General features: G+C 66.5%; 20 protein-coding genes. 10 read left to right on the top strand and 10 right to left on the bottom strand.

Features of this window, described 5'->3' with window-relative positions; all coding sequences use genetic code 11:
• Nucleotides 1-26: 26 nt before the first annotated feature.
• Nucleotides 27-1,466: an LCP family protein gene (locus tag AC1C2M_RS07990; RefSeq protein WP_495435881.1), complete on the bottom strand. Its 1,440-nt coding sequence runs from the start codon at nucleotides 1,464-1,466 to the stop codon at nucleotides 27-29.
• Nucleotides 1,467-1,712: 246 nt separating this feature from the next.
• Here AC1C2M_RS07990 and AC1C2M_RS07995 point away from each other — a divergent pair, with 246 nt between their 5' ends.
• The 4 genes from AC1C2M_RS07995 (at nucleotide 1,713) to AC1C2M_RS08010 (ending at nucleotide 4,550) form a co-directional block, all read left to right on the top strand.
• Nucleotides 1,713-2,363, top strand: coding sequence for a DUF937 domain-containing protein (locus AC1C2M_RS07995; protein WP_495435882.1), 651 nt, complete (start codon nucleotides 1,713-1,715; stop codon nucleotides 2,361-2,363).
• Nucleotides 2,364-2,556: 193 nt separating this feature from the next.
• Entirely contained in the window at nucleotides 2,557-3,003 is a 447-nt protein-coding gene (locus tag AC1C2M_RS08000; RefSeq protein ID WP_483405224.1) for an FAS1-like dehydratase domain-containing protein, read from the top strand.
• Complete coding sequence (locus AC1C2M_RS08005) at nucleotides 3,000-3,419, top strand: MaoC family dehydratase (RefSeq protein ID WP_483405225.1); 420 nt, start codon at nucleotides 3,000-3,002, stop codon at nucleotides 3,417-3,419. The genes AC1C2M_RS08000 and AC1C2M_RS08005 overlap by 4 nt, the downstream gene beginning before the upstream one ends.
• Nucleotides 3,420-3,425: 6 nt before the next feature.
• Nucleotides 3,426-4,550, top strand: coding sequence for a UDP-N-acetylmuramate dehydrogenase (locus AC1C2M_RS08010; RefSeq protein WP_495435883.1), 1,125 nt, complete (start codon nucleotides 3,426-3,428; stop codon nucleotides 4,548-4,550).
• A gap of 108 nt (nucleotides 4,551-4,658) precedes the next feature.
• On the opposite strand, the gene AC1C2M_RS08015 is transcribed toward AC1C2M_RS08010, so the two are convergent.
• The 7 genes from AC1C2M_RS08015 to aceA all read right to left on the bottom strand — a co-directional run bounded on the left by AC1C2M_RS08015 (nucleotide 4,659) and on the right by aceA (nucleotide 11,906).
• Nucleotides 4,659-5,858, bottom strand: coding sequence for a pyridoxal phosphate-dependent aminotransferase (locus AC1C2M_RS08015; RefSeq protein WP_495432554.1), 1,200 nt, complete (start codon nucleotides 5,856-5,858; stop codon nucleotides 4,659-4,661).
• A gap of 1 nt (nucleotide 5,859) precedes the next feature.
• A complete protein-coding gene (locus AC1C2M_RS08020; RefSeq protein WP_495435884.1) occupies nucleotides 5,860-6,528 on the bottom strand; it encodes a winged helix-turn-helix transcriptional regulator in 669 nt (222 codons plus the stop codon).
• A 13-nt stretch (nucleotides 6,529-6,541) separates the two neighbouring features.
• Nucleotides 6,542-6,982, bottom strand: a complete 441-nt coding sequence (locus AC1C2M_RS08025; protein WP_483405229.1) for a VOC family protein — start codon at nucleotides 6,980-6,982, stop codon at nucleotides 6,542-6,544.
• 209 nt (nucleotides 6,983-7,191) lie between these two features.
• Nucleotides 7,192-8,130: a hypothetical protein gene (locus AC1C2M_RS08030; protein WP_495435885.1), complete on the bottom strand. Its 939-nt coding sequence runs from the start codon at nucleotides 8,128-8,130 to the stop codon at nucleotides 7,192-7,194.
• A complete protein-coding gene (locus AC1C2M_RS08035; RefSeq protein ID WP_495432559.1) occupies nucleotides 8,127-8,753 on the bottom strand; it encodes an RNA polymerase sigma factor in 627 nt (208 codons plus the stop codon). The genes AC1C2M_RS08030 and AC1C2M_RS08035 overlap by 4 nt, the downstream gene beginning before the upstream one ends.
• A 120-nt stretch (nucleotides 8,754-8,873) precedes the next feature.
• Nucleotides 8,874-10,541, bottom strand: coding sequence for a malate synthase A (aceB, locus tag AC1C2M_RS08040; RefSeq protein ID WP_495435886.1), 1,668 nt, complete (start codon nucleotides 10,539-10,541; stop codon nucleotides 8,874-8,876).
• 63 nt (nucleotides 10,542-10,604) lie between these two features.
• Complete coding sequence (gene aceA, locus AC1C2M_RS08045) at nucleotides 10,605-11,906, bottom strand: isocitrate lyase (protein ID WP_495435887.1); 1,302 nt, start codon at nucleotides 11,904-11,906, stop codon at nucleotides 10,605-10,607.
• Nucleotides 11,907-12,070: 164 nt separating this feature from the next.
• Here aceA and AC1C2M_RS08050 point away from each other — a divergent pair, with 164 nt between their 5' ends.
• Nucleotides 12,071-13,555 carry a helix-turn-helix domain-containing protein gene (locus AC1C2M_RS08050; RefSeq protein ID WP_495435888.1) on the top strand — a complete coding sequence of 495 codons (1,485 nt, stop codon included), beginning with the start codon at nucleotides 12,071-12,073 and terminating at the stop codon, nucleotides 13,553-13,555.
• A 21-nt stretch (nucleotides 13,556-13,576) separates the two neighbouring features.
• Here the strand turns inward: AC1C2M_RS08050 and AC1C2M_RS08055 are convergent, their stop codons facing one another.
• Nucleotides 13,577-15,049, bottom strand: a complete 1,473-nt coding sequence (locus tag AC1C2M_RS08055) for a four-carbon acid sugar kinase family protein (RefSeq protein WP_495435889.1) — start codon at nucleotides 15,047-15,049, stop codon at nucleotides 13,577-13,579.
• Nucleotides 15,050-15,208: 159 nt separating this feature from the next.
• Here AC1C2M_RS08055 and AC1C2M_RS08060 point away from each other — a divergent pair, with 159 nt between their 5' ends.
• The 5 genes from AC1C2M_RS08060 (at nucleotide 15,209) to AC1C2M_RS08080 (ending at nucleotide 19,994) form a co-directional block, all read left to right on the top strand.
• Nucleotides 15,209-16,123 (top strand): NAD(P)-dependent oxidoreductase, encoded by a 915-nt coding sequence (locus AC1C2M_RS08060; RefSeq protein ID WP_495435890.1) that lies wholly within the window; start codon nucleotides 15,209-15,211, stop codon nucleotides 16,121-16,123.
• A 103-nt stretch (nucleotides 16,124-16,226) separates the two neighbouring features.
• Nucleotides 16,227-17,966, top strand: a complete 1,740-nt coding sequence (locus tag AC1C2M_RS08065; RefSeq protein WP_495435891.1) for a dihydroxyacetone kinase family protein — start codon at nucleotides 16,227-16,229, stop codon at nucleotides 17,964-17,966.
• Between the two features lie 24 nt (nucleotides 17,967-17,990).
• A complete protein-coding gene (locus AC1C2M_RS08070) occupies nucleotides 17,991-18,449 on the top strand; it encodes a ribose-5-phosphate isomerase (protein WP_483405238.1) in 459 nt (152 codons plus the stop codon).
• A gap of 35 nt (nucleotides 18,450-18,484) precedes the next feature.
• Nucleotides 18,485-19,282 (top strand): triose-phosphate isomerase family protein, encoded by a 798-nt coding sequence (locus tag AC1C2M_RS08075; protein WP_495435892.1) that lies wholly within the window; start codon nucleotides 18,485-18,487, stop codon nucleotides 19,280-19,282.
• The gene (locus tag AC1C2M_RS08080) at nucleotides 19,275-19,994 is read left to right on the top strand and encodes a GntR family transcriptional regulator (RefSeq protein WP_495435893.1); all 720 of its coding nucleotides are present in this window, start codon (nucleotides 19,275-19,277) and stop codon (nucleotides 19,992-19,994) included. Before AC1C2M_RS08075 ends, AC1C2M_RS08080 begins: the two co-directional genes overlap by 8 nt.
• Nucleotides 19,995-20,180: 186 nt before the next feature.
• Here the strand turns inward: AC1C2M_RS08080 and AC1C2M_RS08085 are convergent, their stop codons facing one another.
• Nucleotides 20,181-21,551, bottom strand: a complete 1,371-nt coding sequence (locus AC1C2M_RS08085) for an MFS transporter (RefSeq protein ID WP_495435894.1) — start codon at nucleotides 21,549-21,551, stop codon at nucleotides 20,181-20,183.
• Between the last annotated feature and the right edge of the window lie 80 nt (nucleotides 21,552-21,631).

A 21,631-nucleotide genomic window follows, 5' to 3' on the forward strand; every position in this document is an offset into this window, starting at 1 on the left:
GTGCTCGCGCCAGCCGGCGCGAACCGCTAGTTGATGCAGGCGGTTTCGCCGAAACTCTGGGGAGAGTTGGTCGGGGTGGGGGTCGGCGTCGGGTCCACGGGCGCCTCGCTTGGCGGAGCTACTGGCACGTTCGGGTCGGTCAACGTCGGGTTGTCGGCACCGACGGTGAGCGTGACGACCGTTGCGGATTCGGACTGAACGACCGACGCTCCCGGGTAGTAGCTCGAGAGCGCCTTGGCTTGCGCTTCCTGGCCCGCGGGATACGTGATCGTCGTCTTCGGAATCATCGTGCCAGAACCAGGCTCGGTGACGATGAACCCGATGGCCGCGAGGGCATCGGTGTTCCGTTGTGCGACCCCGGAGATGCCAGCACCGTTGAGGACCTTGATCGTCGTCTCCGACGGTGCTGCGGCGACCGCAGCACCGTACGGGGTCGGCACTCCGGTCACTCCGGCGATGAATTCGGGCATCGCGGCATGGTCGATCTCCACGACGGACAGCTTCTGTCGGCCAACCTTGATCGTCGGGATGCCAAGGACGGGAATCGTGGCGGACTCGATGTTGTCCGGTTTCAGGTTGCGAAGCTGGGCGGCCAGATCGATCAGGTTGAGGCCGGGATCCATTTCGATCGACGAGGACACCGCGTCGAGTACCTTCTGAAGTTTGGCCGGGTTGAGGAGGGTGCCCGCCGACAGCATCTTGCGCGCCTCCACCGACAGGAAGTACTGCTGCCGAACTTGACGATCGAGGTCGCCGTTGGGCAAACCATGGCGCTGACGCACGAAGGCCAGGGCCTGTTGAGCATTGAGTGTCGAAACGCCCGCGGGCAAATCGACGGTCGAGTACGGGTCCTTGACCGCGTTGATCAGGCATACCTCGACCGGGCCGAGAGCCTCGACCACCTCGTAAAACCCCAGCAATGAGACTCTGACGAAGTGGTCGATGGTGAGGCCCGAGAGGTTCTGGATGGTCTGGATGAGCAACTGAGCACCAGCCGCCTCGTTCCCACCCAGGCCGAAGGCGGCGTTGAGCTTGTTCTTACCGTGGCCGGGGATGTCGACCCAGGAGTCCCGGGGGAACGAGAGCAGGGTGACCTTGGACCCGTCCGCAGGGATGTGCATCACGATCATCGTGTCGGTGTTTACGCCACCGCCGTCATCTTCGGTCCCCAGCTTGGCCAGGTCTTCATCCGACGCCCCGGCTGGCCGGTGATCGTCGCCAACGAGAAGGATGTTCTGGCTCTTTCCATCGACGTCGTCTGCGTCATCACCCGTCGACTGCGGGATGGCATCGATGTGCGTGATTCCCGTGACGAAGCGCTGGTAGTTGTAGAGCACGTAACCGCCGGAGACAACGAGGATGAGCACCAGGCTGAACCCGAGCCACCGCAGCGCGACGACGCCCGCTCGTGGCTTTCTTCGGTGTGCGACGGGTCCGGAGGCGGGCAGGTGCAGCTCGTCGGTCATCGGACGACCCTCGGTCCCGCGCCGCGGTTGTCCGGAACGCACGGCGGAGGAGTCGGGGAGGGAGGAATCGTCACGAGCACACCCCAGAGTAGAGGCGCTTCCCTGAGAATTCGGGGAACGGGGGGGGGTGAACGGAGAACTGTGAAAGTTCTCCGTTCACACTGAAGTCCCTATCGTGGTCGGGGGGCCCTCTGTACGCTTTTGCCAGTCGTACGATGGGGGCGGCGCGCAACAGGGGGAGAAACCATGCCATCACTGGATGACCTGCTCGGCAGAATCCCGATAGCCGAGGTTGCCAACCGGCTCGGTGTCGACGAATCCACGGCATCCGCAGCCGTCGAAGAGGCTCTGCCCGCCCTGGTGAGCGCCCTCGAGACGAACGCTGAGGATCCGGCGGGCGCGGCATCCCTCGAGAAAGCGATCTCCGATCATTCGCCCGCTCTCGTCGACGGACCGGTCAACCTCGAGGAGGTCGACCCCGCGGACGGGGAAAAGATCGTCAGGCACATCTTCGGCGAGCACAGGGACCAGGTCGTCGCGACGCTCTCCGCGGGGACGGGGCAGTCTCGTGCGCCCGACGGTTCGGTCTTCAGTCAGCTGCTGCCGCTACTTGCACCGATCGTATTGAGCTACGTCGCGAAGCAGTTCTCGGACCGCAAACAGACGACCCGGACCGTGCAGCCTGTCGAGCCGATGCAGCCGCGCCAGCTGAAGCCGAAGGAGGAACCGACCGGCTTCGGTGGGGTACTCGGCGGCCTGCTTGGCGGCAACAAGCCGTCCGAGGAAAGCGGCGCCGGGATCCACGAGGTGCTCGGAGGGCTCCTCGGAGGAGGCGGAAAGACGTCGGGTGGAATCGGGGACGTGCTCGGCTGCTTCCTTGGCAGCAGCCGGACCTAGCGAGATCGGGCGGAACGGTTCCACCTCCGACTCGGCGGTCTCTATTTCTGCGCCCTGTCTCCTCGGCTGTTGATTTGCCGGCCCGCCGGGCCGAATTCCGCCTCACGGCCGGTACCCCTCGCGGAACCCCGGCGGGGCCGCAGGTTATGCCCGTGAGCGGCCGGACGAAGCCGCGCCCGGGTAGGCTGGGCGGGTGCCAGTAAACCCCGAACTTCAGGGTCGCGTGTTCCCGCCGGCCCCGCCATATCTCGTCGGGCTCGAGAAGATTCGCGAATTCGCGAAAGCCGTGTTCGCCACGAACCCGATCCACTTCGACACGGATGCCGCGCGCGCAGCCGGTCACGCAGACGTCGTTGCTCCGCCGACCTTCCCCGTCGTTGTGCAGGAGCAGACACTCGCTCAACTGCTCAGCGAACCGGATGCCGGCATCGACTTCTCGCGGGTCGTCCACGGCGACCAGCGGTTCAGCTTCTCCCGGCCCGTTGTAGCCGGCGACGAACTCACGGCGACGCTCGCGGTGACGAGCGTCAAAACCCTGGGCCCGCACGCCATGGTGACCGCTGAGTCCACCATGGTCGATGCCTCGGGAGCCCACGTCGTCACGGCGACATCCACCCTTGTTGTGCGAGGTGACGAATGAGTACCCCGACCCTTGACCAGCTCACCGTCGGTGACGTGATCGCCGAACGCGAGTTCCCGCTGACGCGCGATTCGCTCGTTCGGTACGCCGGAGCATCCGGAGACTTCAACCCGATTCACTACCGCGACGATGTTGCGGCATCCGTTGGGCTGCCCGGTGTTCTCGCCCACGGCATGCTGACCATGGGATTCGCCGTTCAGCCGGTTGTCGACTGGGTTGGCGACCCCGCTCGCGTCGTTGATTACGCGGTGAAATTCACCCGGCCGGTCATCGTCGACGCGCAGGATGGCGCCCTCGTCACTGTGGTCGCGAAGATCGGTGCGATCGAGCCGGGTATTGCGCGCGTCGACCTCACGGTGAGCTTCGACGGCAAGACTGTCCTCGGCAAGGCCCAGGCGCGCGTTGCGCTCGGATAACCGCCGATGACGACACTCGCTGAACTGACGACCCTCCGGGTCGGTGGACCCGCCGCGCACACGGTCACCGCCACCACCCGCGACGAGCTTCTTCGCGCCGTCACCGCAGTCTGGGACGAGGGCGACGATCCGTTCGTGCTCGGCGGCGGCTCCAATGTGCTCGTCGGCGACGATGGCTACGACGGCACCCTCATTCGCGTCGCGACGCGGGGTATCGAACAGGTCGGTGCCGCGAACGGGCGCGTGCTGCTCCGGGTGGAGGCCGGCGAGAGCTGGGACGACCTCGTCGCCTATGCCGTCGATCGCGGCCTCGCCGGAATCGAAGCGCTGAGCGGCATCCCCGGATCGTGCGGTGCCGGCCCGATCCAGAACATCGGCGCGTACGGGCAGGAACTGTCGGCGAGCCTCATCGCCGTCGAACTGCTCGACCGTGAGCACGGCGACCTCGTCCGCGTGCCGGCATCCGAACTGGGCCTTGGCTATCGCACGTCAGTGCTCAAGCGGCACGGCGGGGAGGCGCCGGTCCGTGACGGTGTTGTTGTGTCGATCGACGTTGAACTGACGGATGCCGGCGGGCTGAGCGCTCCTGTCGCGTACCCGCAGCTGGCCTCATCGCTCGGCGTTGAGCTTGGCACCCGGCTCCCGATCGCCGACGTGCGGCGCACCGTGCTCGAGCTTCGCCGGTCGAAGGGCATGGTTCTCGACCCGGCAGACCCTGACACCTCAAGCGCCGGATCCTTCTTCACCAACCCCATCGTCTCCGAGTCGTTTGCCCGGTCGTTGCCGTCGGACGCCCCGCGCTGGCCGATCGCGGATGACGACGCAGACGACGCGGTCGTCATCCCCCTCGGTGAGTGGACGGGCGAGGTCCCGCGCCCGTCGCTCGAGCATGACGCACGGGTCAAGCTCTCCGCCGCCTGGCTGATCGAACGCTCGGGCATCCGTCGCGGGTTCCGGTTGCCGGGCTCGCGCGCCGCAATCTCGAGCAAGCACACGCTCGCCCTGACCAACACGGGTGGGGCGACGGCCGATGAGATCGCCGCGCTCGCGCGCTACGTGCAGATGCGCGTCGGTGCGGAGTTCGGCGTTGTGCTGCAGCCCGAGCCGGTGTTTGTGAACGTCGAGTTCTAGGCGGGGGCTGCGCCGAACGCATCACTTGCGGTCGAGCGCATCAGTTGCGCGGGATGTTCTCGACCGGAAGTGATGTTCTCGGCGGATGTTCACCCGTCGGCGGTGCGCCTACCCGAACAGCTTCTGCAGCCGCTGGGCGCCCTCGAGCAGTGCGTCGTCACCGAGCGCGTAGCTGAAGCGCAGGTACCCCGACGGGCCGAACGCCTCACCGGGCACGGCGGCGACCTCGGCCTGATCGAGCATGAGATCAGCGAGCTCGAGCGAGGTCGTCGGCGTGACTCCGCCGAACTCCCTGCCGAGCAGCCCCGTCACATCCGCGTAGACGTAGAACGCGCCCTGCGGGGTCGGCACGGCAAAGCCGTCGATCTTATTGAGCTCGGAGACGATGAGCTTGCGGCGTCGATCGAATGCCAGTCGCATGGTCTCGACGTCGTCCTGCGGCCCGGTGAGCGCGGCAATCGCGGCACGCTGGGCGATGTTGTTGACGTTGCCGGAGAGGTGCGACTGCAGGTTCGACAGCGCCTTGATGGCATCCGCGGGTCCCACGGTCCAGCCGACCCGCCAGCCGGTCATCGCGTAGGTCTTCGCGACACCGTTGACGAGCAGGGTTTGCTCGGCGAGAGCGGGAACCGCCTCGACGATCGACAGGGCCTTCACGCCGTCGTAGGTGAGGTTCTGGTAGATCTCGTCGGTGATGACCCAGAGCCCGTGCTCGAGCGCCCACTCGCCGATGGCCTTCGTCTGCTCGGGCGAGTACACGGCACCGGTCGGGTTCGATGGCGACACGAACAGCAGCACCTTGGTGCGCTCGGTGCGCGCGGCCTCGAGCTGCTCGACGGTGACCTGGTAGCCCTGCGATGCGTCCGCGAACACCTCGACGGCGACACCGTCGGCGAGGGCGATGACCTCGGGGTATGTGGTCCAGAACGGCGTCGGCACGATGACCTCGTCGCCCGGGTTGAGCAGCACCTGGAACGCCTCGTAGACGGACTGCTTGCCGCCGTTGGTGACGAGCACCTGGCTCGCGCTCGCGGCGAGACCGGAGTCGCGGAGGGTCTTCGCGGCGATGGCCTCGCGCAGGTCGGGCAGGCCAGCTGCCGGCGTGTACCTGTGGTTCTTCTTGTCGCTCGCGGCGGCAATCGCGGCGTCGACGATGTGCTGTGGCGTCCCGAAGTCGGGCTCGCCAGCGGCGTAGCTGATCACGGGGCGGCCCTGGGCCTGCAGCGCTTTGGCCTTCGAGTCGACCTTCAGCGTGGCTGACTCGGCGATGGCGGAAATCTTGGTGGAGAGTCTCGGTGTTGTGCTCACCCTAGAAGGGTACCGCCTGCCGTGCGGCCGTGAAGGTTGCAGCGAAGCGGTCCATCAGCGCCGCGTTGCCGGAGAGGATCCGCACGATTCCCCGCTCGATCGCCGCGTCCGCCGTCACCTCGCCCGTGATCACCGAACGGATGCCGTGACCCGCTGCGAAATCGAGGTCGGCGTCGATCGCACCCGAGGCGCCCGGTGAAATGTCGAGCGTCGGACCGTCCACCCTGGCGGTGACGTGGACGCCACCCACCCGCACACCGTACGCCGTCGGTTCGTAGCCGCTGGCGGCATCCGTTCGGAACACCGATCGAAGATCGAGGGTCAGCGATTCCGTGGTGATGATGTCGTCGTCGTCGGCCGGTTCGCCCGCCGCGCTGAGCCCCCACCGGCTCAGTGCGAGGACGACCTGCTCGAGTTCACGGCCGGCATCGGTGAGGTCGTACACCACCGAGTGGTGGAGCGGGGCGCGGCGGATGACGCCGCCCTCCTGCAGCTCTTTCAACCGGGTGCTGAGGATGTTGGTGGGAATGCGCGGCAGCCCGGCCTTGAGATCGGTGTAGCGGCGTGGGCCGACGAGCAGGTCGCGAACGATGAGCAGCGCCCACCGTTCGCCGACCAGCTCGAGCGCACTCACCAGGCCGCTGTTCTGACCGTAATTGCGAGCTGTCATGGCGCGGCGCGCTTCAGGCCTCGACGCCCTGTTCTGCCATATACGCTTCTGGCCCCTTCTCGACGGCAGCGGGTTCCATGTAGAGGAATCCGAGGATGTTGCCGTCCGGGTCCTCGAGGTCACGTGAGTACATGAACCCGTAGTCCTGGGCGGCGCGCGGTTCCGTTCCCCCCGCCGCGAGCCCCTTCTCCATCATGGCGTCCACTGCTTCACGGCTCTCCCGGCTGAATGCGGTTGAGGCCTGCGCCGAAGTGGTGGTGTCGATGATCTGCTTGTCGGTGAATGTGGAAAAGAATTCATGCGTGAGGAACATGAAGTAGATGTTCGTGTCGACAACGACGCACGCGGCGTTCTGGTCGGTGAACTGCGGATTGATTGTCCAGCCGAGGGCCGAATAGAACGCTTTGCAGCGCTCAAGGTCCGTTGTGGGGAGGTTGACGAAGATGTCGGTCATGATGTCTCCTTTGACGTTCCGGCGGTGACGGTCACCGTCAGGAGCCATGCTTGCAAAAAGCAAGTAACTCGTCAAGGCCCCCGTTTCCTGGATTGCCTCCGCCTTCCAGTCGCGCAATTACGTCGAATGAAGGCTCCATAAGACGTAATCGCGCCACTGGAAGCGAACGGATGCCGTCAGGCGAGGTCGACGCCGGCGGCGCGGATCGCCTACGGCGCCTCGTCGACCACCGTTGTCGTCACGGCGGTGTAATACTCCACGGTTCCGGCAGGTACGGCATCCTGCGCAGCAGGAGTGAGTGAGCGTTCGCCGATGAACTGGCCGGTGTCCGGGTCGACGATGATCTCCGGGACCGTGGTGTCGGAGTCGATGCTGAATGCGATGCCGATGCGCCCGTTCAGGGCAGCGTTGCCGTCGGTGATGCGGATGCCGGGCAGCAGCGCCAGGGCGCGGTACAGCGTGGAGCGCTGTTCCGCCGCCATCGTGCCGTCGCGGAGCAGCTGTGCGGCGTACGAGAGAGCACCCGCGTCGGTGCCGTCGCCGTACGGCATCTCGTGAAGGAACGCCAGGGCATCCTCCGGGTCGCTCGGCACAACGGGCTCGTCGACCTCGCCGCCGAGTTCCCGGGCGTGGACGAAGTCTCCATCGGAATCCCGGGTGATTCGGACGACCCCGTTCTCAACCGTGTTTGCCCAGTCACGCGCGGCTGCCGCGCGCGACGCCTCACCGTAGAACTCCGTGGCCGGCTGCGCGGTTACCCGCTGTACCCAACTGTCTCCGGGACTCGCAGGAACGAAGACCTCGGACACCGAGGTCGACCGGTACGCCGAGTACTCGCCGTCCGCGGCGATCTCGTAGGCCAGGAACGCCTCCTCGGTGGTGATCTTCAGGTACTGGCCCTCGCCAACCACCGGGTCCGACGCGCTGATCGTCCGGTCCGCAGCGTTCCGCAGCGCCTCCGACGCCTGGGCGGCGTCCGGGCTGGGGCCGAACACGACGGTGCCGACGACGAGCGCGGCCGCGAGCGGCACCGCGATGAGGCCGGCGATCAGAGGTCGTCTGGGTGGCTGAGGGGACACAGGGTGCTCGACGGTGTCGACGAGGATGCGTCGGAGGGCGCTGGATTGTTCGGTGCCGAGGGAGGTCATCGGGAATCACTCATTTCGATCGAAGCGGAGGCGGTGTTATGGGTGGCGGATGCGGCGGCCCGGTTTGTCGCCGGAGCCAGCAGTTCAGGGGTGACGTCCCGGCGAAGGCGACTGGCCAGTGTCTTCTTGGCCCGGTGCAGCCGGGACTTCACGGTTCCGACCGGAACACCGAGGGCCTCGGCGGCCTCGGCTTCGCTGAAGCCCTCGATGACGCAGAGGGCGACAACGTCGCGGTGGTGAGTCCCGAGGTCACGGAGCGCCGTCATCGCGGCGCCGTCGTCGAGCATCAGCTCGGGTCCAGCCTGCGGGTCGGGGCGGGGAACGTGTTCGAGCAGGTTCCGGTAGCGCCGGGCCGCCCGCGAGATGTTCTTCGACGAGTGGGATGCGGTCACGAGAAGCCAGGGCAGAAGTGACCCGTTCACAAAACGCACGTCACCGCGCTTGCGCCACGCTTCAAGAAAAGTGACCCCGACGACATCCTGGGCGTCGTCAATCGCCGGTACCATCGCGAGGCTGTGGCGGTAGACGCGCTGGCTGTGCCTGTCGAAGATGCGGGCGAAGGCCTCGCCGTCTCCGGCCACGACAGCGCGCCACTCGTCAGCGTCGCTCAGGGGAATACTCATACCTGTAGTGTCCGGCACGCCACGAAAGGTTCCATCGCTCCCAAAGTTTTCTTCGGCGATCGCACAACGGTCCCCGCACGAGCGTGCGGGGACCGTTTGTCAGGGGCGACGCGGATGCCGTCAGGCCAGGTCGACGAGGTACCTCGAGTACGCACCCACCGTGAGGAACGTCGGGAACTCGTCCTTCAGCGCGACATCGCGGAACACCTCCGCAGCATCGTCGAACCGGTCGCCGTCGAACCTGTCGACCGAGTCGAGCAGCTCGGTGAGGATCTCCTCGACCCGGTCACGGGTGATCGGGGCGCCGTCGTCGGTGCGAACGTCCTGATGAATCCACTGCCAGATCTGTGAGCGGCTGATCTCGGCCGTCGCCGCGTCCTCCATCAGGTTGTCGATCGCCGCAGCGCCGACGCCGCGGAGCCACGATTCGAGATACCGAACGCCGATCGACACGTTGTCGCGAAGCCCGGCATCCGTCACCGCACGACCGATGTGCACATCGAGCAGCTGCGCCGCGGTCACCTCGACATCGTCGCGCTGCCGGTCGAGCTGGTTCGGGCGCTCGCCGAGGACGGCATCGAACTCACCGCGAGCCGTCTCGATCAGGTCGGGGTGAGCGACCCAGGTGCCGTCGAAACCGTCGCCGGCCTCGCGCCTCTTGTCTGCCGAGACCTTCTCGATCGCGCGGGCGGTCACGTCGGGGTCGCGACGGTTCGGAATGAAGGCGCTCATTCCGCCGATGGCGTGCGCGCCCCGCTTGTGGCAGGTCTTCACGAGCAGTTCGGTGTATGCCCGCATGAACGGCACGGTCATCGTCACCTCGCTGCGGTCGGGCAGAACGAACCGGGCACCGCGGCCGCGGTAGTTCTTGATGATCGAGAAGATGTAATCCCAGCGGCCGGCGTTGAGCCCGGCGCAGTGGTCACGCAGCTCGTAGAGGATCTCGTCCATCTCGAACGCAGCGGGCAGGGTCTCGATGAGCACCGTCGCTCGGATGGTTCCGTGCGGGATGCCTGCACGCTGCTCCGAGAACGTGAACACATCGTCCCAGAGGCGGGCTTCCTCACTCGACTCGAGCTTGGCGAGGTAAAAGTACGGCCCGCGGCCCGAGTCAATGAGCGCCTGCGCGTTGTGAAAGAAATACAGGCCGAAGTCGACGAGGCTTCCGGATGCCGCCATGGAGTGACCGGCGGAGTCAACGAACCGAAGGTGCTTCTCGACGAGGTGCCAGCCGCGCGGTCGCATCACGATCGTCGGGGTCTCGCCCGTGGTGAGCGTGTATTCCTTACCCTCTGGGCTGGTGAAGTCGATCTGCCGACGGATCGCGTCGAACAGCGAGATCTGTCCGCCGATGACGTTCGCCCAGGTCGGGCTTGTGGCGTCCTCCTGATCGGCGAGCCACACGTTAGCACCCGAGTTGAGCGCGTTGATGGTCATCTTGCGGTCGGTGGGACCGGTGATCTCGACGCGACGGTTCTCGAGGCCCGGCCCCGCGCCGGCGACGCGCCACGTGGCATCCGCCCGGATCGATGCGGTGTCATCGCGAAACTTCGGGTCACGGCCGTTGCCGATCTCGAACCGCCGGCGCATGCGGTCGGCGAGCCGGTCGTGCCTCGGGCCGGCGAAGCGCTGGTGAAGCTCGGCGAGGAACCGCAGTGCCTCGGGGGTGAGGATCTCGTCGAATCGTTCGTGCAGCCTGCCGATGACCTCGATGCGAGGGCCGGTGGGCGTGGAGGAGGTGGTCGGTGTGGTCGTTGTCGTGCCGTGCTCGGCGAGCAGTGTGTTCATGGTGGAATCCCTTCGGGAGTCGCCCGGCCGCGCACTGTCGCGAGCGGCCGGGCGGAAAAGTGGTTAGTGGAACTGGTCTTCTTCGGTCGAACCGACGAGCGCGAGGGTGGCGCTCGTGGGGTTCAGGGCCGTCGCGATCCGGTCGAAGTAGCCTGTGCCCACTTCGCGCTGGTGCTTCGTCGCGGTGTAGCCGTCTGCTTCCGAGGCGAATTCGGCCTCCTGCAGTTCGACGTATGCGCTCATGGCGCGGTTCTTGTAGTCCTGAGCGAGCGTGAACATCGAGTGGTTCAGTGCGTGGAAGCCAGCCAGCGTGATGAACTGGAAGGCGTAGCCCATGCCTGCGAGTTCCTTCTGGAACGTCGCGATCTGAGCGTCGTCGAGGTGGGATTTCCAGTTGAACGACGGCGAGCAGTTGTAGGCAAGTTTCTTGCCGGGGAAGTCCTGGTGAATGCGCTCGGCGAACTTACGAGCAAGTTCGAGATCAGGTTCGGCCGACTCGACCCAGAGCAGGTCGGCGTACTCGGCGTAGGCGAGACCACGGGAGATGACGGTGTCGATGCCGTTGTTCACCTCGTAGAAGCCCTCGGCGGTGCGGGTTCCGGTGAGGAACGGACGGTCGCGCTCATCGACGTCGCTCGTCAGCAGCGTCGCCGCGAGGGCGTCGGTTCGGGCGATGATCACGCTCGGCACGCCGGCAACGTCGGCGGCGAGCCGAGCAGCGTTGAGGGTGCGGATGTGCTGCCCAGTCGGGATGAGCACCTTGCCGCCCATGTGGCCACACTTCTTCTCGCTCGCGAGCTGGTCTTCCCAGTGCACGCCGGCCGCGCCGGCCGAGATCATGGATGCCATCAGCTCGTAAGCGTTGAGCGGCCCGCCGAATCCGGCCTCGGCGTCGGCGACGATCGGGGCGAGCCAGTCCACGGTGGTGGTCCCGGTTTCGGCGAACTCGATCTGGTCGGCGCGGAGCAGGGCGTTGTTGATGCGGCGGACGACGCTCGGCACCGAGTTGGCCGGGTAGAGCGACTGGTCGGGGTAGGTCTGTCCGGAGAGGTTCGCGTCTGCGGCGACCTGCCAGCCGGAGAGGTAGATGGCCTTGAGGCCGGCGCGCACCTGCTGCACAGCCTGGTTGCCGGTGAGCGCGCCGAGGGCCGGCACCCACTCTTCTGAGTGGATCAGGTTCCACAGGTTCTCGGCACCGCGGCGGGCGAGGGTGGCGTCTTCACGGACACTGCCGCGGAGCGCGACGACCTCGTCGGCCGTGTAATCGCGGCGGACACCTTCCCAGCGGGGGTTCGCGTCCCACTCGAGCTGCAGCTCTGCCGCGGTCTGGGTCTGGTCACCTGAGCGGGTGTTGTCGGTGCTCATCGTTGTGCTCCTTCGTCGTGGGCCGAACCGGCTTCGAAGAGCCGTGGTTCGGAGGTCGTACAGAGAGTCTGCGTGCGCCGCCAGGCGCCCGACCCGGAAAAGTCCGCAGAAAAAGCGCGATTCTTCTGGTTGTCGAAAGGACCGCCGAATGCGACGATGACACCATGACCAGCACCGCAGCTGACCCACGAATTCTCGCCACTCCCGAGTCCGACGAGGGAACCGTCGACGCCCTCCTGCTGGGGCGTCGCATCCGTTCGCTGCGCGTTGCCCGCGGAATGACGCTCGAGCAGCTGGGGGCGGCGATCGACCGCGCTCCGTCCCAGGTGTCAACGATCGAGAACGGCAAGCGGGAGCCGAGGCTCTCGATGCTGCGCCAGATCGCGACGGCCCTCGGCACAACTACCGACGATCTTCTGTGCGATGAGGCCCCGAGCGAACGGGCGGCGCTCGAGATCGCTCTCGAGCGGGCCCAGCGCGGCCCGGTCTTCTCCGCGCTCGGCATCGACCCGATCCGGGTGTCGAAGGGCCACAGCGATGACACGCTGCGCACGATCCTGGCGCTCGCCACCGAGGTTGAGCGGCTGCATCGGGAACGGGCGGCGACCCCGGAGGAGGCCCGGCGAGCGAACGCCTCACTGCGGGCGACGATGCGGGCGAAAGACAACTACTTCCCCGAGCTCGAGGCGCAGGCGAAGCAGCTGCTCGCCGCCGTCGGGCACACCGGCGGCCCGGTGTCACAGCAGCTCGTCGGGGACATGGCCAACCACCTCGGGTTCACGCTGCACTACGTCGGTGACCTGCCGCACTCGACCCGGTCGGTGACCGATTCACGCAACGGCCGGATCTACCTGCCCACGTCGCAGTCGGCATCCCGCGACTCGCGCTCGCCCGTTGTGCAGGCCTTCGCCAGCCACGTGCTCGGTCACCTGGAGCCGACGAGTTACGCCGACTTCCTCCGACAGCGGGTCGAGACCAACTACCTCACGGCGGCGATCCTCCTGCCGGAGTCGGATGCCGTCCGGTTCCTCACCGAGGCGAAGAACTTCCGCCGGATTTCAATGGAGGATCTCCGCGACGCGTTCGCCGTCTCCTACGAGACCGCGGCGCACCGCTTCACCAACCTCGCCACCGCACGCCTCGGCATCCCCGTGCACTTCACCAAGGTCCACGAATCGGGCACGATCGTGAAGGCGTATTCCAACGACGGTGTGAAGCACCCGACGGATGCCCTCGGCGCGGTCGAGGGGACGACCGTCTGTCGCAAGTGGACTGCGTTCACCGTCTTCGCTGCTGAAGACCGGTTCAGCCCCTGGTACCAGTACACCGACAACCCGAACGGCACGTACTGGTGCACGTCGCGGATCGAGAAGGCCAAGGAGGGCGATTACTCGGTGACCGTCGGGGTGCCGTTTGAGCACGTGAAGTGGTTCCGTGGGCGAGAGACGGCCAACCGGTCGCGGTCCAGCTGCCCGGACGAGAGCTGCTGCAAGAGCGCACCGAGCGAGCTCGCCGAGAAGTGGGAACACCAGTCCTGGCCCGCGGCGCGGACGCCGACGAGTCTGCTCGCGGCGCTGCCGACGGGAACGTTTCCGGGCGTCGACCAGGTGGAGGTCTACCGTTTCCTCGAGGCACACGCACCGGCGTAACCGATCGGCCGCGCCCGTGCGTCAGGCGCGAGCGTCGCCGCGGAGGATCTTGACGGCCTCGGCCAGGGTCTCGTCCGCGCCAACATTGCCGGCGAAGACGACGTAAGGAAGCCCACTCAGGGCCGGGTTGTCCTCCCCGACGTGAAGCCAGACCGAGACGATGCCGGGGAACAGCTGGCCGGCCACCATTGCCCGTCGGATCTTCAGACCGCCCGTGGCAACATCGCTCGACGTGATGCCGCCCTTGGCGATCACCCACGCTGGCGTCGCATCACTGACGGCGACTTCCGTGAGTGCGACGAGCACCGCGGAGACCGTCTGCGCGATCACGAGGCTGGAATGACCGGAGTCGCCGGTGATCTGTTCGCGACTCGAGGCGAGGACGACGTCTGTGCGGCCGAGCGCCGAGATCAGCGCCTCAGCGACCCGCGCGAGTTCGGGGCCGGTGCCTTCCGGGTCGAGCAGTCGCGGCACGTCGAGGACAACTGTCTCGATGTCGGTGACCTCGGACTGCAGGTGCGCGACCTGGCGGGTGGTGAGCTCGACGTGCGACCCGACAACGACGAGTCCGTGGCCAGGACGCTCGCCCCCGGCGAAGATCTCGTCGTGGGTGAGCGGCTCGCGGGCGGCGATGCCGAGCCTCGCTCCCGGGAACGACGGCCCGCAGCGGGTCAGGACCCTGGCTCCCTGTTCTTCTGCCAGCAACAGCCCGAGCACGACGACGTCGAGGTCGGCCTCATCGAGCAGGTTGACCGCGACCGGCTGGGCGTCGGTGCAGCCCAGGAGAATGTCGCGCACCCGCTCGGGGCCACCCTCACGGATGTCCTCGAGACCGATGCTGATCACATCCGTCGCCGCGATCGCACCACCCGTCTTTTCCTCGATGTACTCGGGAAGGGTCGATGCCGAAAAGCCGAACGTGGCATCCTTCGCGTAGTTCGAGAGTCCGACCGGAACGAACGTGTTCCCGGTGCCGACGTAATGCACGTCTCCCACGGTTACCCGTCCCGCCGGGAAATAGGCAGGAGCGAGGAGGAGAGCGTTGAACGGCGTCCCCGTGGCTGCCGCCTGCTCGATGAGCACGTCTGTTTCGAGCGGGTAGTGCCCACGGAGGGTGGAATCGCCGCGCGCGATCAGCGCGATCTCAGCGCCTCGCCTCCTGGCTTCCCGCTCGACCGCTCTGGCGACCTCTGATACCCGTTCGCGGGCTTCGTCGTCGTTGAACCCGCGGGAGTTGGTGAGGATGAAGAACCCGTGGCCTGGCTGGTCGAACGCCCACTCGAGGTCATCGGCGTCCCAGCTGGTCAGCACCGGGGTGTCGTGAACGGTCTGGCTTCCGGTCGGGTCGTCGTCGAGCACGATCACCCAGCGGTTGCCTGACTCGTTGGCCTCGCGAATCCTCCGACGTGCGTCAGGGATGGTCAGCGGCGCGGGGAGTCCCGTCGAGAGTTCCTGCATCGTGCGGCCCGCCGGCGCGTTCGGTGTGTCGCTCATCTGCTGCTCCCCGCTGATACTGCCGGTCACCCCGGCGCTGTGGCTCCACTGCCGCTCCGGAACCGCCTCGGTCCGTTCCGGGTGACAGCGCCAAATATATAAGATGTCGGACACATCCACCGCGGGTGTGACCCGCAACGGCGCTGACAGGAGATCCGCATGACGACGACACCCCAGGCATCCGCCCCTGACACCGTGGCCATTCTCGGTCTCGGGGCCATGGGGCTGCCGATGGCGACGCGACTCGCCAGCGGCCTGTCAGTGCGGGCCTTCGACTTCGATCCGGCACGGATGGCGCTCGCCGCGGAGCGGGGCGTGACCTGTTTCGACTCGGCACCTGACGCTGCGCGCGGCGCGGATATCGTGCTGATCGCGGTGAGAAACGGCGAGCAGCTCGACAGTGCCCTCTTCGGGCCCGATGGCGTCGCCGAGGTGCTTCGGCCCGGAAGCATCGTGATCCTCACCAGCACGATCGGGGCGGATGCCATTCCGGCGACCGTCGATCGGCTCGCCGAGCGTGGGGTCGAGCTTGTCGATGCGCCGCTGTCGGGCGGTCCGGTTCGGGCCGGGCAGGGCGATTTGCTCATTGTCGTCGGGGCGTCGCCCCAGGCGCTCGAGCGCGCTCGTCCGGTCCTCGACCTGCTCGCGTCGACGCTCACGGTGGTGGGCGACAAGCCGGGGGACGGGCAGGCGATGAAGACCGTCAACCAGTTGTTGTGCGGTGTCCACATTGCGGCTGCGGCTGAGGCGCTTGCCCTCGCTGACGCGCTTGGTCTCGATCCGGGCAAGGCCCTGGCGGCCCTCGAGGCGGGCGCGGCCGGATCCTTCATGCTCTCGAATCGCGGACCGCGGATGCTGGAAGCGTACGACGAGGACGGCGCGGAGGTGTTGAGCAGGCTCGATATTTTCGTCAAGGACCTGGGCATTGTCGGCGCGGCAACGCGTGCCGCCGGGCTGCCGGCACCGGTCGCTGCGGCAGCCGAACAGCTGTTCCTGCTTGGCCAGGCGCAGGGTCTCGGTGCCGCCGATGATTCCGCGGTGATCCGGGTCATCGCACCCGATCGGACCGAATGACGGTCGGTTTTCGTCGGCAAGTCGCGTAGCTGAGACCCATCGACACGACCGGAAATATCCTATAGGATTAGTCGAACCACACACTCAACGTCGAGGAAGACACATGACCAGGCTCTGGAACGAACCCGAGAACTTTGCAGACGAAATGACCGATGGATTCGCTCGCGCCAACGCGCGATGGGTCCGCCGGGTGTCAGGAGGGGTCACCCGCTCGACCCGCTCGGAAGAACCGACGGTGTCCCTCGTGATCGGCGGCGGGTCAGGCCATTACCCGGCGTTCGGCGGCCTGGTCGGTCACGGTCTGGCACACGGGGCCGCCATGGGAAACCTGTTCGCATCGCCGTCCGCGCGGCAGGTCGAATCGGTCGCTCGCGCGAGCGAACAGGGCAGGGGCGTCCTGCTGAGCTACGGCAACTACGCCGGCGACGTTCTCCACTTCACCGAGGCGCAGGACAAGCTCCGTGCCGACGGCATCGACTGCAGGACCGTGACGGTGACGGACGACATCTTCAGCGCACCAGCGGGCGAGCAGGAGAAGCGCCGGGGGATCGCAGGGGACCTCACGGTGTTCAAGGCCGCCGGCGCCGCTGCCGCGGCCGGGTACGACATGGATGGCGTCGAGCGAGCCGCCATCCTCGCGAACGATCGCACACGCACGATGGGTGTCGCCTTCACCGGATGCACGCTGCCGGGAGCCGCCGAACCGCTGTTCACCGTGCCGGAGGGACGGATGGCCATCGGTCTCGGCATCCACGGTGAGCCTGGCATCGACGAGGTTGACATCCCCAGCGCAGACGGCCTCGCGGAACTCTTCGTCGATCGCCTCCTCGACCCCGCTGAGATTCCCGACGGCGTCAGCGTGTCGGGTGCGCGGGTGGTTCCCATCCTCAACGGCCTCGGCTCGGTGAAGAACGAGGAGCTCTACGTCGTTTTCGACCGCATCGCCACGTTGCTGGAGGATGCCGGTGCCGTGATCGTCGATCCGCACGTCGGCGAGTTCTGCACCAGTTTCGACATGGCCGGTGTCTCGCTCACCCTGCTCTGGCTCGACGACGAGCTCGAGACCCTGTGGCGCGCCTCTGCCGACACCCCCGCGTTCCGCACGGGTTCTGTCGACAGCACTGCGCAGGTTGAACGGGACGAGATCGACGACTCGGTTGCCGAGGAGGTCATCCCCGACGCGAGCGACGAGTCCAGGCGTGCTGCTGCAGTGGTTGTCACTGCGCTCGAGGCGATCGTCTCGGTCATCGACGCGAACGCAGAAGAACTCGGCCGCATCGACGCGATCGCCGGGGACGGCGACCACGGTATCGGGATGAAGCGCGGCTCACACGCCGCGCTCGCCGCTGCCCGCTCCGCGCACTCGAACGGGGCCGGCGCCCAGAGTGTGCTCGCTTCGGCGGCGGATGAGTGGTCGAACCGGGCCGGTGGTACCTCCGGCGCGATTTGGGCGGTCATCCTCCGCACCGTCGGCGAGCGGCTCGGTAACACGGCACCGGTCACGGCGAACGCCGTTGCCGATGGACTCGTCGGCGCCAGTAATGCCGTCATGGATTTCGGTAAGGCGAAGGTTGGCGACAAGACCATGGTCGACGCGCTCGTGCCTTTCGCCGAGACGCTCAGCCAACGTATTGGTTCCGGCGATAGTCTTGCCGCCGCATGGTCGGCCGCGGCAACTGCCGCACAGGACGCAGCGGACGGCACCACCGACATGATGCCAGGGATGGGCCGCGCCCGATCGCACGGTGACAAGGCGCTCGGGGTCGCGGATCCCGGTGCGGTTTCACTCGCGATGATCGCGGCGGCGGTGCAGGGTGTCCTGCCCACGGCATCCGTTCTCTGATTTACCCACGAACAGGAGCACAACATGAGCGCACTTCGTATCGTCGTCGGCTCTGACGACGCAGGATTCGAGTACAAGGAACGGCTGAAAGCGGACCTCGAGGGCAGCGACCTCGTGGCATCCGTCACCGACGTTGGCGTGAACGCCGATGGTCACACCAACTATCCGACGATCGCGATAGCGGCAGCCGAAATGGTAGCTCGAGGTGAGGCCGACCGCGCCCTCCTGGTGTGCGGGACCGGACTCGGCGTCGCCATTGCGGCGAACAAGGTCCCCGGAGTGCGCGCCGTCACGGCCCACGACCCATACTCCGTTGAGCGCGCCGTGCTCTCGAACAACGCGCAGGTGCTGTGCATGGGCCAGCGCGTCGTCGGGCTCGAACTCGCTCGACGCCTCGTGCGCGAGTGGCTGACCTATACCTTCGACGAGTCGAGTGCCTCCAACGACAAGGTGCAGGAGATCCGCAGCTACGAAGGCGTCTGATGCCGCCGGCCGGCTCACCTCGATTCCTGATCGGGGTGAGCCACAAAATGTACTTCAGCCACGCTCGCACCGTGGCCTGGTGCCGCGACGTCGCCGCGATCGCCGGGAACCACCCGGCGATCGCCGACGGAACCGTCGAGCTCTTCGTCATCCCGACCTTCCTGTCGGTTCCTGCTGCCATCGATGCGTTCGGCGCGGTCGCGCTGGTTGGCGCGCAAGACCTCAGCACCGAGGACAGCGGCGCGTATACCGGAGAGGTGAGCGGGGCTGAGATCGCCGAAATGGGTTGCCGCGTGGTGGAGGTGGGGCACGCCGAGAGGCGGCGTCTGTTTGGCGAAACAGCCGAGGTTGTCGCGGCGAAAACCGATGCGGCGTTGCGCAACGGGCTCGATGCCGTGCTCTGTATCGGCGAAGCCGTGCGCTCGACCGCGGAGGACGCCATCGCTGACTGCACGGCCCAGATCGCCTCGGCCCTTGAACCCAGCCGCACCGCCGGCCACCACGGCCGGGTCATCGTTGCGTACGAGCCGCACTGGGCGATCGGTGCGCCGGAACCGGCGTCGGCCGACTACATCCGCATGGTCTGCTCCGCGCTGCGCGAGTACGTCAGTTCGCTCGCCGACTTCCCGGGGTCGGTAGTGATCTACGGCGGAAGCGCAGGCCCCGGCCTCCTCGGTCACATCGCCCAGAGCGTCGATGGCCTGTTCCTCGGACGGTTCGCTCACGATCCCGACGCCGTGCGCGTCATCCTCGACGAAGCAGCGGATGCCGCGAAGGCACCCCACGGCGCTGGTACTCTCGAGAACGGAACGTCGAGGAGAGCCAATGCCTGAATCCACCTACCCGCTCGGACAGGCGGGGGTGATTGAGCGCAAAGGGCTCAGGGACCGTGTCTATGACCTCGTGCTTGACATGCTCGTCAGCCAGTCCGTCGCCCCCGGCACCCGACTCTCGATCGACGCGATCGCCCGCGACCTCAATGTGTCGCCCACTCCGGTGCGCGAGGCACTCGTCCAGCTGGAGCGCACGGGCCTCGTGACGAGGGAGCCGCTCAAGGGCTACCGGGTCGCTCCGCAGATCACTGACGGACAGCTCGAGTCGCTCTTCGATACCCGGATCGTGCTCGAGGGCGGAGCCGCGGCGCTCGCGGCACGTCATTCCGACGAACTGGTTCCTCTGCTCGAGGCAGCGCTCGAGGAGCACCGGAAGGTGACCAAGCGCGTGCGTGCGGCGGCCCAAGGTGGCGCCCTCTCGGTGGCTTTGCTGCGCGAGTATTTCGCGGTCGACTGGAACTTCCACCACCTCATTTTCGAGGGCACGAACAACCAGTTCCTCATCGACATGTCCGAAGTCATCTCGACGAGGGTGCACCGCATGCGCCAAACGGTGCTGAGCGGCGTCACCGACGCCGAGGATGCCGTCAACGAGCACACGCACATCATCGAGGCGTTCCGCACCGGCGACCCGGATGCTGTCGCCGGGGCCATGCGGGAACACATCGAGAAGGTGCGGTCGCGGTCGCGATCGGACGCGCACACGCGCTGAATCTCCTTCGCCCTGAGGGATTGTTGTTTCGGGCGGCGGATCAGGGGGTCGGCGCCGCTACTGTCGGTGGACCCCCGGTATTTCCTCCCGGCGCCGCGGCACCGGCTCGAGCGGCGGCTTGAGCGAGTATCCGCCCAACGAAAACCGGGCCGGGTCCCTGAGGACCCGACCCGGCTTGCCGTGCAGCTAGTGTCCCGGAGGAGCCTCTTCGAGGAGCGCATCAGCACGCGCCTTGAAGAACCGGGTGCAGTACATCATCGCGGCCGCGAGGAACGCGAACACACCGAGCGAGACGATGCCCCAGATTCCACTCTCGGTGGGTGCGGTCTCGTTGAAGCTCGTACGCATAATGGGTGCGACGAATCCACCGAGGTTACCCAGCGAGTTGATCAGGCCGATTCCGGCGGCCGCCGCCGTTCCGGTGAGGAACGCCGTCGGGTACGACCAGGTGATCGGACCAACCGAGAGGAAGCTGGCGACCGCAAGTGTGATGAACAGGATGCCAACGACCGGCAGGTTGTTCGCGCCAGCCCAGGCCGAGCCGAAGATCGAGAGACCGGTGAAGATGTAGAACAGCGTGCCCCAATTGCGACGGAACTTAATGGTCGACGCGTTCTTGCCCACGAGGTAGCAGGCGAACAGACCGACCAGCCACGGGATAGCCGACACAAGACCAACCTGCCAACCGACATCCTGACCGATCAGTCCGGAGACCTGCTGCGGGAGGTAGAACGTGGTGCCGTAAACCGCGATCTGGAGGCAGAAGTAAATAAGGGTGAAGTACCAGACCTTCCAGTTCGACATCGCGCGCCAGATGCCGGAGGGGCCGTCTTCGGTGCGTACAGCGTCTTCCTTCGCCATGACCTCGGTTAAGGCATCCTTCTCCTCCTGGTTGAGGAACTTCGCCTTTTGCGGACTATTCACAAGGAAGAAGAGCGCGGCAATACCGGCGACCACCGCCAACATGCCCTCGACGAAGAACATCACCTGCCAGCCGTGCCACGGCGTCAGGGTGTCACCGAAGCTGATCAGGCCGCCGCTGAGCGGTGCCCCGAGCATCTGGGAGAACGGCTGTGCCAGGTAGAAGATAGCGAACATCTGCACGCGGACCTTGTTCGGGAACCACTCCGCGAGGAACATGATGACACCGGGGAACAGCCCGGCCTCGGTGACACCGAGGAGGAACCGCAGGATGATGAACATCGTGTCGTTCGTGGTGAAGGCGAACGCCGCGGCGACGATGCCCCACGTGATCGCGATCCGGGCAAGCCAGAAGCGCGCTCCGAACTTCTTCAGCAGCAAGTTGCTCGGGATCTCGAAGATCGCGTAGCCGATGAAGAAGATTCCCGCACCGAGCGCGAACGCTCCCTGGGAAATCCCACGGTCCATCGACAGGGCATCTTCCGCGAAGCCGATGTTCGTGCGGTCGAGGAACGCAACGAAGTAGAGGATGACGAGCATCGGCATGAGGTGCCGAGCCGCCTTTGAAATCGCCGACTTGAGCGCCGGGCTGTGGGCATTGGGATCAATGCCGGCAGTGGGGTTTAGCGCGGACAAACTGCTCTCCTTTGAGGTCTATTCGATGTAGCCCGCGCGCGGCACGCGGGGGCGGTGGAGTGCTCAGCCGAAGATGCTCG

The sequence above is a fragment of the Mycetocola sp. Y444 genome (assembly GCF_059445295.1).

Bases quoted from the DNA above. Each gene is read 5' to 3' on its own strand.
- AC1C2M_RS07990 (WP_495435881.1), bottom strand. From the start codon at position 1,466: ATGACCGACGAGCTGCACCTGCCCGCCTCCGGACCCGTCGCACACCGA.
- AC1C2M_RS07995 (WP_495435882.1), top strand. From the start codon at position 1,713: ATGCCATCACTGGATGACCTGCTCGGCAGAATCCCGATAGCCGAGGTT.
- AC1C2M_RS08005 (WP_483405225.1), top strand. From the start codon at position 3,000: ATGAGTACCCCGACCCTTGACCAGCTCACCGTCGGTGACGTGATCGCC.
- AC1C2M_RS08010 (WP_495435883.1), top strand. From the start codon at position 3,426: ATGACGACACTCGCTGAACTGACGACCCTCCGGGTCGGTGGACCCGCC.
- AC1C2M_RS08020 (WP_495435884.1), bottom strand. From the start codon at position 6,528: ATGACAGCTCGCAATTACGGTCAGAACAGCGGCCTGGTGAGTGCGCTC.
- AC1C2M_RS08025 (WP_483405229.1), bottom strand. From the start codon at position 6,982: ATGACCGACATCTTCGTCAACCTCCCCACAACGGACCTTGAGCGCTGC.
- AC1C2M_RS08030 (WP_495435885.1), bottom strand. From the start codon at position 8,130: ATGACCTCCCTCGGCACCGAACAATCCAGCGCCCTCCGACGCATCCTC.
- AC1C2M_RS08035 (WP_495432559.1), bottom strand. From the start codon at position 8,753: ATGAGTATTCCCCTGAGCGACGCTGACGAGTGGCGCGCTGTCGTGGCC.
- aceB (WP_495435886.1), bottom strand. From the start codon at position 10,541: ATGAACACACTGCTCGCCGAGCACGGCACGACAACGACCACACCGACC.
- aceA (WP_495435887.1), bottom strand. From the start codon at position 11,906: ATGAGCACCGACAACACCCGCTCAGGTGACCAGACCCAGACCGCGGCA.
- AC1C2M_RS08050 (WP_495435888.1), top strand. From the start codon at position 12,071: ATGACCAGCACCGCAGCTGACCCACGAATTCTCGCCACTCCCGAGTCC.
- AC1C2M_RS08055 (WP_495435889.1), bottom strand. From the start codon at position 15,049: ATGAGCGACACACCGAACGCGCCGGCGGGCCGCACGATGCAGGAACTC.
- AC1C2M_RS08060 (WP_495435890.1), top strand. From the start codon at position 15,209: ATGACGACGACACCCCAGGCATCCGCCCCTGACACCGTGGCCATTCTC.
- AC1C2M_RS08065 (WP_495435891.1), top strand. From the start codon at position 16,227: ATGACCAGGCTCTGGAACGAACCCGAGAACTTTGCAGACGAAATGACC.
- AC1C2M_RS08070 (WP_483405238.1), top strand. From the start codon at position 17,991: ATGAGCGCACTTCGTATCGTCGTCGGCTCTGACGACGCAGGATTCGAG.
- AC1C2M_RS08080 (WP_495435893.1), top strand. From the start codon at position 19,275: ATGCCTGAATCCACCTACCCGCTCGGACAGGCGGGGGTGATTGAGCGC.